General features: G+C 72.7%; 6 protein-coding genes. 4 read left to right on the top strand and 2 right to left on the bottom strand.

Features of this window, described 5'->3' with window-relative positions:
* The first annotated feature begins 32 nt into the window (after nt 1-32).
* Nucleotides 33-3,590: an error-prone DNA polymerase gene (locus tag FHG10_RS08985; RefSeq protein ID WP_152352970.1), complete on the top strand. Its 3,558-nt coding sequence runs from the start codon at nt 33-35 to the stop codon at nt 3,588-3,590.
* A gap of 27 nt (nt 3,591-3,617) precedes the next feature.
* Here FHG10_RS08985 and FHG10_RS08990 read toward each other — a convergent pair whose 3' ends face one another.
* Together FHG10_RS08990 and FHG10_RS08995 are read right to left on the bottom strand one after the other, a co-directional pair.
* Nucleotides 3,618-6,365, bottom strand: coding sequence for a YhgE/Pip domain-containing protein (locus FHG10_RS08990; RefSeq protein WP_152352971.1), 2,748 nt, complete (start codon nt 6,363-6,365; stop codon nt 3,618-3,620).
* Complete coding sequence (locus FHG10_RS08995; RefSeq protein WP_152352972.1) at nt 6,362-9,205, bottom strand: MMPL family transporter; 2,844 nt, start codon at nt 9,203-9,205, stop codon at nt 6,362-6,364. Before FHG10_RS08995 ends, FHG10_RS08990 begins: the two co-directional genes overlap by 4 nt.
* Nucleotides 9,206-9,373: 168 nt before the next feature.
* Here FHG10_RS08995 and FHG10_RS09000 point away from each other — a divergent pair, with 168 nt between their 5' ends.
* Genes FHG10_RS09000 through FHG10_RS09010 form a run of 3 tightly spaced genes read left to right on the top strand, consistent with a single transcriptional unit; the run spans nt 9,374 to nt 12,296 of the window.
* Nucleotides 9,374-10,165, top strand: coding sequence for a TetR/AcrR family transcriptional regulator (locus FHG10_RS09000; RefSeq protein WP_152352973.1), 792 nt, complete (start codon nt 9,374-9,376; stop codon nt 10,163-10,165).
* Nucleotides 10,166-10,200: 35 nt separating this feature from the next.
* Nucleotides 10,201-10,977, top strand: a complete 777-nt coding sequence (locus tag FHG10_RS09005) for a queuosine precursor transporter (protein ID WP_152352974.1) — start codon at nt 10,201-10,203, stop codon at nt 10,975-10,977.
* A complete protein-coding gene (locus FHG10_RS09010) occupies nt 10,974-12,296 on the top strand; it encodes an MFS transporter (protein WP_152352975.1) in 1,323 nt (440 codons plus the stop codon). Before FHG10_RS09005 ends, FHG10_RS09010 begins: the two co-directional genes overlap by 4 nt.
* Nucleotides 12,297-12,305 lie beyond the last annotated feature (9 nt).

Here is a 12,305-nt window from a genome sequence, read left to right on the forward strand (position 1 = left end):
ATGACGAGGGGATCTATGAGGAACGAGCCCCGATGAGCCGCTGGTTCCTGGGCCCGCCCTCCTGGAACGATCTCGAGGCTCTGCTCTCGGACCGCCCCGTGCCGTCCGAGCGCGCGCTGCCGCCGCAGCATGCGCCGGCGGGGGAGCCGCGGGAGGGGGAGCCCGACCGGACGAGATCCGGCCCGTCGGCCCCGTCGTCCGACGGGCGCCCCGGCACCGACATCGCCTATGCCGAGCTGCACGCGCACTCGCACTTCAGCTTCCTCGACGGCGCCTCGAGCCCCGAGGACATGGTCTCCGAGGCCGCGCGGCTGGGGCTGCGCGCGCTCGCCCTCGTCGACCACGACGGCCTGCCCGGCGCGGTCCGCTTCTCGCGCGCCGCGCGCGAGGCGGGCCTCGCGACCGTGCTCGGCGCCGAGCTCACCCTGGGCAGCGAGCCCGGCAGCGAGCATGCGAGCAGCACCCCCGTGCTCTCGCCCGAGCGCACCGGCATCCCCGACCCGGAGGGCGAGCACCTGCTGGTCCTGGTGCGCGACGAGCAGGGCTACCGCGCGCTGTCGGCCGCGATCGCGCGCGCCCACCTGGACAGCAGGCAGAAGGCCACGCCCCGCTACCGCCTCGCCGAGCTCTCCCGGATCGCCCGCGAGGGGCACTGGCTCGTGCTCACCGGCTGCCGCAAGGGGGCGGTGCTGCGGGCGGTGCGCCCGCTCGTGGCCGACGGCGACCGCGAGGGAGCGGCCCGCGCGGCGCAGCGCGAGATCGCCCGGCTGCTCGAGCTGTACGGGCAGGGGAACGTCGCCGTCGAGCTCATGGTCGGGGGCGACGAGCTCGACGACGAGATCCACGACGCCCTCGCCCAGGGCGCGCGCCTCGTGCGCGAGGAGACCGGTCTGGACGAGCTCACCCTGCCGCTCGTGGCGACCACGAACGCGCACTGCGCCCGCCCCGCGGACACGCGCCTCGTGGACGTCCACGCCGCCCTGCGCGCGGGCGCGTCCCTCGCCGAGGCCGATCCGCACCTGCCCTCGCGGCCCGGGCACCTGCGCAGCGGCGAGGAGATGGCGCAGCTGCTCCCGCGCCATCCCGGCGCGATCGCGGCAGCGGCGCGGATGGCCGAGGAGTGCGCGCTGGACCTGCAGCTGCTCGCCCCCGACCTGCCGCCCTTCCCCGTGCCCGCGGGGCACACCGAGGACAGCTGGCTGCGCGAGCTCGTCGAGCAGGGCGGGCGCGAGCGCTACGGTCCGCGCCCCGGCACCGGCGGGGACGACGAGGAGCGGGTCCCCGGGGCGTGGGCGCAGATCGACCGGGAGCTGCAGGTCATCTCCGACCTGCACTTCCCGGGGTACTTCCTCATCGTCCGCGAGATCGTCGCCTTCTGCGAGAAGGAGGAGATCCTGTGCCAGGGCCGGGGGTCGGCCGCGAACAGCGCCGTCTGCTACGCGCTCGGGATCACGGCCGTCGAGCCCGTCGGCCATCACCTGCTCTTCGAGCGCTTCCTCGCGCCCGAGCGGGACGGACCGCCGGACATCGACCTCGACATCGCCTCCGACCGCCGCGAGGAGGTCATCCAGCACGTCTACGAGCGCTACGGCCGCGAGTGCGCCGCCCAGGTCGCCAACGTCATCAGCTATCGGGCGAAGCTCGCGGTGCGCGATGCGGCGCGGGCGCTCGGCTACGACGTCGGCACGCAGGACGCCTGGTCCAAGCGGATCGAGCGCTCCTTCCGCTCCCTCGAGGACGCCGACATCCCCGCCGACGTCGTCGAGCTCGCCCACCGCCTGCGCGACGCCCCGCGCCACCTGGGCATCCACTCCGGCGGCATGGTGCTCGCCGACCGCCCCGTGATCGAGATCTGCCCCGTGCAGTGGGCGGCGATGGAGGACCGCAGCGTGCTGCAGTGGGACAAGGACGACTGCGCCGACGCGGGCCTGGTGAAGTTCGACCTGCTGGGCCTCGGGATGCTCACCGCGATCGACCACTGTCTGCGTCTCGTGGCCGAGCACCACGGGGAGCACCACGGCCTGCGCACCCTCCCGCAGGAGGACCCGGCGGTCTACGACATGCTGTGCACCGGGGACAGCGTGGGCGTCTTCCAGGTCGAGTCGCGCGCGCAGATCGCGACCCTGCCGCGGCTGCGGCCCGAGTGCTTCTACGACCTCGTGGTCGAGGTCGCCCTGATCCGCCCCGGCCCCATCCAGGGCGGCTCCGTGCACCCCTACATCCGCCGTCGGACGGGGGAGGAGGAGACCACCTACCTGCATCCGCTGCTCGAGAAGTCCCTGGGCCGCACCTACGGGGTGCCGCTGTTCCAGGAGCAGCTCATGCAGATGGCGGTCGACGTCGCCGACTTCACCCCGGCGCTCGCGGACCAGCTGCGCCGCGCCATGGGCTCCAAGCGGTCCACGGAGAAGATGCTCGCGCTCTCGGACCAGCTGTTCGAGGGCATGGCCCGCCACGGGATCACCGGTGAGGACGCCGAGGCGATCCAGCGCAAGCTGCTCGCCTTCGCCAACTACGGCTTCCCCGAGTCCCATGCCTACTCCTTCGCCTACATCGTGTACGCGAGCGCCTACCTCAAGTGCCACTACCCGGCCGCGTTCACCGCGGCGCTGCTGCGCTCCCAGCCGATGGGCTTCTACTCCCCGCAGTCGCTCGTGGCCGACGCCCGCCGCCACGGCGTCCTCACCCGCGGGGTCGACGTCACCGTCTCCGAGGTGCAGACCGGGCTCGAGACCGATCCCGAGCACCGGGCGTACACGCTGCCCGGCAACGAGGACGTGCTCGGCTCGGCCGCGCGGCACCGGGGCCCGGAGGGCTGGACGGATCCGGAGAAGGACGCCCTGCGCGCCGCCCGCCCGCAGGTCACGGGGGAGGCGGCGCAGCAGGGACCGGTGATCCGCCTGGGGCTCGAGCAGGTGCGCGGGATCGGGGAGGAGAAGGCCGAGGAGATCGTGGCCGCCCGCGAGAAGGAAGGACCGTTCGCCTCCATTAGCGACCTCGCGCGGCGGGTGCGCCTCAGCGCCCGTCAGCTCGAGGCGCTCGCGACCGCCGGGGCGCTCGACGCCCTCGCGCCCTCGCGCCGGCAGGCCCTGTGGGCCGCGGGCGCGGCCGCGCAGGAGTCGCCGGACGTGCTGCCGCACCTGGCCATCGGGGCCGACGCGCCGATGCTGCCCGGGCTCAGCGACGCCGAGCTCGCCGCCGCCGACTCCTGGTCCACGGGCATCACGCTCGCCGACCACCCGATGGTGCTCGTGCGCGAGGAGATGGAGGAGGCGGGCGTGCTGTCCATCCGCGGGGCGCGCGAGGCCGAGGACTCCACGCGCATCCGCGTGGGCGGGGTGATCACGCACCGCCAGCGGCCCGCGACGGCCAGCGGCATCACCTTCCTCAGCCTCGAGGACGAGACCGGGATCCTCAACGTGGTCTGCTCGAAGGGGTTCTGGTCACGGCACCGGGCGGTGCTGCGCACCTCGCGCTCGGTGGTGGTCCGCGGGATCGTCGAGAACCTCACCGGGGCGGTGAACCTCGTGGCCGACGGGGTCGAGGTGCTCGAGCTCGCCGGCGCTGGGAGGTCCCGGGACTTCCACTGAGGGCGGGAGGTCCCGGGACCGGCGGGCTCAGGCCGCCGCGTGGGCGCCGCCGCGCGCGTGCTTCGGCGGTTTCGCGGGCTTCACCGTGCGCGCGTTCCGGGAGGCCACCAGGGTGACGAGCACCGAGACCGCGAACCAGGCGACGATCGAGAGCAGCGTCGCCGTCGTCGAGGTGAGGGACCCGCCGAGCGAGGCGTGCACGAGGCCGCGGCTGACGATCGTGATCGGCATCAGCCCGCTGACCGATTGCAGCAGCTCCGGGGCCGTCTGCAGCGGCAAGATGCCCACGAGCACCACCACCTGCAGCACCATCAGCACGATCGAGAGGATCCTGCCGATCCGGTCCCCGAGCAGGGCCAGCAGCGCCTGGTGGAAGGCCGCGAACATCACCGCCCCCGCCAGGCACACGAGTCCCACGGCGAGCGGCGAGACCGGCGAGATGCCGATCGCCGTGATCACCGCGAGCACCGCGACGGTCTGCACGACCGCCAGCAGCAGACCGGGCACGAGCGAGCGCAGCACGACCTTCCACATGGGCACCGCGCCGTCCAGCAGGCGCTTGGAGAGCGCGGGCATCAGCAGGAAGGCGCCGAAGGCGCCCAGCCACAGGGCCAGCGCCGCCACGAACGGGAACGTCGCTGTGGCCGCGCCCGAGGCCTCGTTCGCCCGCGAGGAGAACGTCGAGATCGGCTGGGCGCCCATCGTCGACATCTTCTCGCGCTCGCCCTTGGTGTAGCTCGGGATCTGGTCGGCGCCCTTCGCGAGGCCGTCCGAGAGCTTCCCGGTGCCGTCGGAGAGCTGGTCCGCGCCGTCGGCGAGCTCGTCGTTGCCGTCGGCGAGCTTCTCGGTGCCGTCGGCCAGCCCGGAGGCGCCGTCAGCGAGGCCCTGGGTGCCCGTGACCAGCTGGTCGGTGCCGTCGGCCAGCTTCGAGGAGCCGTCCGCGAGGGTGTCCGCGCCGTCCGCGCTCGAGCGCGCGCCGTCCGAGAGGTCCGAGGCCCCGTCCGCGAGGGAATGCGCGCCCTTCGCGCTCTTGCTGGTGCCGTCGGCGAGCTCCGTCGCTCCGTCGGAGAGGTCCGACGCGCCCTCGGCGCTCGACGCCGTGCCGTCGGCGACCTTGGTCGCGCCGTCGGAGAGGTCGTCGACGCCGCCGGCGAAGCCGTGCAGGCCCTTGTCGAACTCCTGCAGGCCGTCGACGAGATCGGGCACCTGGGTGCTGAAGGTGTCCGCACCGTCGGCGACCTGCTTCGCGCCCGCCGCCAGGCCCGGGTTCTTCGCGGTGCCATCGCCCTCGAAGACCTGGGAGACGCCCGAGGTGTACTGGTCGATGCCGTCGGCGACGCCCTGGGAGCCGGCGACGAGGCCCGGATTCTCGTCCGATCCGTCGCCCGCGAGGGCGTCGTCGACCGAATCCGAGTACTTGACGAGCAGCTTCGCCTGCTTGCAGAGGCCCGCGAGATCTTCGTCGTCCGGCTGAGCCTCTGCCATCTTGCAGACAGCGTCGCGATTGCTCGACGCCGCATCGTCCATGCTCGGTGCGCCCTGGGACGAGTCCCCCTTCAGCCCCGTCTGGAGCTGCGAGAGGCCGTCGGCCACGTCCTGGGATCCCTTGCCCAGTCCGTCGCCCGCGTTCTTCAGCCCGGGGTTCTGCTCCGTGCCGTCCCCGTTCCAGGCCGTGTCCGCGCCGTCGCCGACCTGCTCGGCGCCGTCCGCGAGCTGCTTCGCGCCCTCGGCGAGACCGGGGTTCTCCTTCGTGCCGTCGCCGGCGATGCCCTGGGTGATCGCGTCGGCGGCGGGCACCAGGCCGGGATTCTTCGTCGTGCCGTCGCCGCGCAGCCCGGTCTTCAGGGCGCCCACGCCGTCGGCCACGCCCTGCGAGCCGTCGGAGAGGTCGTCAAGGCCGCCGGAGAGCTTCTGGGTGCCGTCCGCGAGCCCGTCGGCACCGTCGGAGAGGTCGTCGAGGCCGTCGGCCAGATCGCTCGTGCCGCTCGCCAGGGAGTCCGTGCCATCGGCCAGGGTGCCGAGCCCCGTCGCGAGGCTCTTGTTGCCGTCGGCGACGCCGTGCGCGCCTTGGGCGAGCTCGGGCGTGGAGTCGGCGAGCTCCTGGGATCCGTCCGAGAGGTCGCCCGCGCCGTCGGCGAGGTCGTGGGTGCCGTCGGCGGACTTCTTCACGCCGGTGTCCAGCTGGTCGGCGCCGTCGGCGAGGTCCGCCGAACTGTCGGCCACGTCCTTGAAGTTGTCGTGCATGTCGTTGAAGCCGACGTACAGCTGATCGAGGTACTGCTCGGTGAACTGGCTGCCCATCGACTGCGAGGCGGCCGTGGCGACCGCGTTGCCGATGAGACCGTCGAGCATCCCGGAGGAGTCGTCGGTGAGCACCTGGACCTGCGCCTTCGCCGCGTCCGTCGAGCCGATCGAGGCGAGGTTCTTCGAGAAGTCCTTCGGGATCACGATGATCGCCGAGTAGGAGCCGTCCTTCAGCCCGTCCTTCGCGTCGTCCTGCGAGGTCAGCTGCCAGTCGAAGCCGGTCTGCTGATCCGAGTCCTTCGCGGTCGAGGGCTGGGTGAGGGCACCCGCGAGAGTGCGGCCGAGCGGCACCTCCTGGTCCTTGCCGTCGACCTTCATGGTGGCGCCCTCGTCGAGGTTCACCACGGCGGCCGGCACCCGGTCGATGTTGTCCACGCGGCCGGTCAGGGCCCACATGCCGATGCCGGCGACCAGCAGGGGCAGCAGCAGGACGATGATCAGGGAGGGGATGTGGCGGGAGAGCGTTCTCATGCGTGGGCTCCTTCCACGACGGAGGTGGAATCGGAATGCGAGGGCGTGGCGGCGACGGAGGTGCGGGGGGCGCTGCGGTGCACGCGCAGGGCGACGTGCCGGGAGGGATCCTCGAGGGCGTCGACGACGGTCTGCTCGGGCTGGGAGGTCTCGAGGCCCAGATCCACACGGGATCCCGTGACCACGGCGATGCCCTGGCGCATGAGCTCCTCGAGCGTGCGCACCGCACGCCCCTGGGTGATCACGCTCGCGTGGGCGAGGTCGGTGACGAGATCGATGACCACGATCTCCCGCGCGGCGCGGCGCGGGCTGATCTGCGCGATCCGCCCGGCGACGTCCTCGCCGGGGCCGATGCGGTGCACGCGCGCCTGGATCGCGCCGGTGTCCGCGGGGGAGAGGCGATCGTGCACGGCGAAGACGCCCGAGGTCGGCGCGATGCGCCCGGAGACGAGGTCGAGGAAGGTCTCGCGGGCGGCGTCGTCCGCGCTGCGCGCCACCAGCAGCGCACCCGGGTCGACCGCTCCGGTGAGCGGGCCGAGCACACCGGGCTCGCCGACGAGCGGGACGATCGTGTCCTCCATGCGCAGCGCCATGTCGCCGTGCTCCTCGGTCCATCGCCTGTGCTCGAGCACCGCGCCCAGGCCCTCGCCCTCGGTGTCGACCACGGGCAGCAGGCGCTCCAGCCATTTCGGCAGCCACCAGGCGTAGCGGCCCAGCAGGGCGAGCACGGCGGGCACGAGCGTCATCCGCACCACGAAGGCGTCCACGAGCACGCCGACGGCGAGCGCGACCGCGATCGGCTGCAGCATGTACGCGCCGCCGGGGACGAAGGACGCGAAGACGGAGAACATGATGAGGGCCGCGGCGATCACCACGGGTGCGCTCGCGGAGAAGCCCCGCTCGATCGCCCCGTGGGCGTCGCCCGTGCGCACGTACTCCTCGCGCATGCGGGAGACGAGGAAGACCTCGTAGTCCATGGCGAGACCGAACAGGACGCCCATGCACATGATCGGCATGAACGCGATCACCGGGCCCACCACGTGGATGTCGAGCGCCTCGTTGCCCCATCCGTACTCGAAGACCATCGAGACCACGCCGAAGGCCGCGCCGACGCTCAGCAGGTAGCCGAGCGAAGCCTTGATCGGCACCCAGATCGAGCGGAAGACGACCATCAGAAGGATCAGGGAGAGCCCCACGACGAACACGGCGAAGGGCAGCAGCGCCTCGGAGAGGCGGTCGGTGATGTCGATCGCGACGGCCGTCTGCCCGGTGACGCGGACGTCGGAGATGTCCAGGTCCTTCTCCCAGGTCGAGGAGTCGGAGCGCAGGGTCCGCACGAGGTCGGAGGTCGACTCGTCGGTCTGGGAGCCCTCGGGGATCACGACGACCACGGCCATGTCCGCGCCCTCGTTCGGGGTCGCGAGCTGGATCTCCTCGACATCCGGCAGGTCGCCGATGCGCTTCTCGAGGTCGTCGACGACGCCGAGGGGGTCGTCGGAGTTGATGATGTCGGCGGTGACCAGCAGCGGGCCGTTGTAGCCGGCGCCGAACTCGTCCGCGACCAGGTCGTAGGTCTGCCGGGCCTGGGTATCGGGCTTCTCCGTACCCAGGTCCGGCAGGCCCAGGCGCAGATCCTTGATCGGGATCGCGAGGGAGCCGACCACGAGGATCACCAGGATGATCGTGAGCGCCGGGACCTTGGTGACGATGCGGACCCAACGGCTGCCGCCGGCGCGCTTCGCGGAGGAGCGCGCGCCCGCGCCCTCACCCTCCCCACCCTCCTCGGGCTCCGGCAGCGCGCCGCCGTTCTCCGCCATCAGGCGGCGCACGCGGCGGGGGCGCAGGTTCTCGCCCAGCAGGCCCATGATCGCCGGCAGCAGGGTGAGTGCCACGACCACGGAGAGCGCGACGGTCGCCGCCGCGGCGATGCCCATGATGGTGAGGAAGGGGATGCGGGTGACGAAGAGCCCCACCAGCGCGATGACCACGGTGAGGCCCGCGAAGATCACGGCGCTGCCGGAGGTCGCGATCGCCTCGCCGATCGATTCGACGACGTCCATGCCGCGTTTCAGCTGCCCGCGGTGACGGGAGAGGATGAACAGGGCGTAGTCGATGCCCACCGCCAGGCCCAGCATCGCGCCGAGCGAGATGGTGACCGAGGGGATCTCCATCCCGGCCGAGAGCGCCATCACCGCGAGCATCGAGACCCCGACGCCCACCACGGCGCTCACGATGGGCACGAAGGCGGGCACCACGGAGTGGAAGGTCACCGCGAGGATGATGAGCGCGGCGAGCAGGCCGATGATCTCGCTGGAGCCCATCGGGATGTCCGAGCTCTGCAGGATCTGCCCGCCGAGCTCGACGCGCAGGCCGCCGGAGTTCCCGTCGTCGGAGATCTCCTGGAGCTCCTCCAGGGCGCCGTCGGCGAAGCCTCCCGGACTGCCCGAGAGCTGCACGGTGCCGATGATCGCGGTGTCGTCGTCGTTGCGGGTGCCGGGGCTGTTCTCGTCGAAGGGGGAGGGGGCCGCCTCGACCCCGTCGACGTCGGCCGCCTTGTCCATCACCCGGTCGATCTGCTTCTCGTGGCCGTCGATGCTCGACCCGTCCTCGCTGAGGAAGACGAGCTGGCCGCTCGTGCCGCTCATCTGCGGGAAGCGGTCGGCGAGCTCGTCGAGCCCCTCCTGTCCCTGCGTGCCGGGGATCTCGAACTGGCTGGAGAAGGAGCCGCCGAGGCCGACGGCGAGCCCGCCGAGGACCACCAGCAGCAGGGCCCAGACGCCCACGGCCTTCCAGCGGGCGTGGGCCATCGCGCGTCCGAGGCGGTACAGGGTGGAGGACACGGAGGGATCTCCTGACGTTCGGCGGCGGGGAGAGGATGGGCGGGACCGACGGATCCGGCCGGCAGGGAGTGTCGACGGGCGGTGTCGATGGGCAGGGCCGACCGGCCGCGACCGTGAGGTGCGCAGAGAGTCCGCTCGATACACGAATGTATCGGTAGGATGCTACCCATGGAAGCTGGACATCCGGAAGTGGTCGACCCCGTGCCGAGCCTTCTGGGGAGCGCGCCTGCCGGGGACGAGACCCGCCGCAAGGAGAACACCCGGTCGCGGCTGGTGCACGCCTCCGTGCAGGTGTTCGCGGAGAAGGGCCTGGACGGGGCGACGATCGACGACCTCGTGCGCGCCGCCGGATTCACGCGCGGGGCCTTCTACTCGAACTTCTCGAGCAAGGACGAGGTGTTCCGGGCCGCCTTCGCTCTCGCGACCCAGCAGGTGATCCAGATCATGCGCGAGCGCGTGGACGAGGCGCACGCCGAGCACGGCCCGCTCGGATCCGTGGTCCCGGGCGGCGTCTCCGGCGACGGGGCCGACGAGGGCGCACGGACCGAGGAGGCCGCGCTGATGCTCGACCTGTTCGAGGCGATGCGCCCCTTCGGCCGGCAGTGGTGCCTGCTGCACACCGAGGCCGTCACCCACTCCCTGCGCTCCCAGGCCGATCGCGACGAGCTGGTCTCCCAGCGCCGCCTGCTGCGCTCGACGGTCGCCGGGGTCCTCGCCTCGACCGCCCCTGGCGTCGGCCCGCGCGAGGGGCTGGGCTTCGAGGACCTCGCCCAGCTGCTGATCGGCGTGTTCATCGACCTCATCACACGCGAGCAGCTCGAGGGCGAGGACGTCTCCGCCCTCGCCTCGACGACGATCCTGGGCACGCTGCGCGCGTTCCTGCAGCCGGGCGAGGAGGGCATGGCGGGCGCTGTCCGCGCCGGGGCCGCCGACGGGGGAGAATGCCGGACGGCCGACTGATCCGTCGGCTCCGCACCGACCCCCGGAGGGACCGCATGAGCACCGCCCCGACCCCGCGCGCCGAGAGCGCGCAGACCCCGCAGCGTCCCGAGCGGTCTGGACGCCCGGCCGGCGTGGCCTACGCCGACCGGGGCTCCTCGCACTACGACATCCTCGCCATGATCATGTGCGCGGTGGTGATCCTCTCGGGGATCGGCGCCGCGAAGGGCGTCTTCTTCGGGACGATCCCGGGCATCGGCTTCGACATCATCACCGACGGCCGCTTCTTCCTCTTCCCCCTGGCGTACATCGTCGGCGACATCATCACGGAGCTCTACGGGGTGCGCGCGGCGCGGCGCGCGATCATCATGGGCTTCGTCGTGAACATCCTCGCCGCGATCTGCTACCAGGTGATCATCGCCCTGCCGCCGTTCCCCGACGACTACGGGCTGGCCAAGCAGGAGGCCATCGAGACGGCCCTCGGCCCGGTGTGGATCGTGGTCCTCGCGGGCCTCGTGGGCTTCGCCGCCGGGCAGAGCGTGAACTCCCTGATCATGAGCCGCATGAAGCGACGAGCGGGGGAGCGGGGCCTCATCGGCCGCCTGTTCTCCGCGAGCGGCGCCGGCGAGCTCGTGGACACCATCCTCTTCTGCACGATCGCGGCCGCCGCGATCGGCATCACCGGCGTGGGCGACTGGGCCGAGTACACGGTGCTCGGCTTCGTCTACAAGGTGGCCGTGCAGTACGCGGTCATCCCGATCACCGCCGCGGTCATCCGCTTCCTCAAGCGCGTGGACCCGACCTACCAGGCGGCGCTGGCAGCCGCCTCATGACCTCGGCCGCCACCGCTCCCGTCCCGTCCGCCCCGTATCCGCAGGGATCTCCCGGCTACCGCCGCGTGGTGGGCGCCGTGTTCCTCGCGGGCTTCGCGGTCTTCCTCGTCATGTACGACACGCAGGGCCTGCTGCCGCAGATCGGCGCGGGCTTCGGCGCGGGGGAGGCGGCGACCGGCTGGAGCGTCGCCGCCACGACGCTCGGCATGGCGCTCGGGATGATCCCGCTGAGCACGGTCGGCCTGCGCCGCGGGCTGTTCCACCGCATGCTCGTGTTCCTCGTCCTCTCCGGCGTGATCGGCCTGGCCTGCGCGCTCATGCCCTCGCTGTGGTCGCTGGTGGCGGCGCGGCTCCTGCAGGGCGTCGCCGTGTCCCTGGTGCCGGCGAGCGCGCTCGCCCTGATCGGCGAGAGGATCGCCCCCGAGGCCATCACCGCCGCGACCGGCATCTACCTCGCCGGCAACACCGTGGGCGGGCTCTGCTCGCGTCTGATCCCCGGCGCCGTCGCCGAGTTCGCGTCCTGGCGCTGGGCGATGGGCGTGATGGCCGTGCTGTGCCTCGCGTGCGGGCTGGGCGTCGCGCTGCTGCGTCCCCGCGGGGCGGCGGCGGGCGCGGGCTCGACGGCGGCCGGGTCGCGGGGGCGGCCGGCGACGGGGGAGCAGGCAGCAGGGGAGCAGGCGACGGGGGAGCGGGCCGTCGCGCGCACGCTCCGCGCCGCCCGGGAGTCGCTCTCGATCCCCGGGGTGCTCGCGGCGTGCGTGATCGGGGCCGCGCTGATGGCGGCGTTCAACAGCGCGTACACCGTCGTCGGCTTCCGGCTCCAGGGGCCCGAGCTCGGACTGGGCCCCGCCGCGGCGAACGCCGTGTTCCTGCTCTATCTGCTCGGGACGCTCACCTCGGCCCGGGCCGGCGGGATCGTCGGCCGGATCGGGCTGGTGCCCGCCCTGCTGCTCTCCGCGGTCGCGGTGGCCGCCGGCTACTGGATCGCCCTGCCCTCCCAGCTGCTGTGGGTCGTCGTCGGCCTCGGCCTGATGACGGCACTCTTCTTCCTCGGCCACTCGAGCGCCTCGGCGACGGTCGCCCGTCTCGCCCCGGCCTCGGCCCGCTCGACCGCGTCGGCCCTCTACCTCACCGCCTACTACGTGGGGGCGACGGCCGGATCGGCGCTGGGCTCCGTCGGCTACGAGCACAGCGGATGGCTCGCGGCGGCGGGGCTCGGGAGCCTGTACGCGGCGATCGCAGCCCTCGCCGCGCTGCTCGGTGCTCGAGCGATGAGACGGCGCCGCGCGGAGGATGCGCGCGGGGAACGGCGCGACTAGGCTTCTCGG

Origin of the sequence: Brachybacterium subflavum (genome assembly GCF_009299795.1) — a bacterium.
Taxonomy (GTDB): Bacteria; Actinomycetota; Actinomycetes; order Actinomycetales; family Dermabacteraceae; genus Brachybacterium; species Brachybacterium subflavum.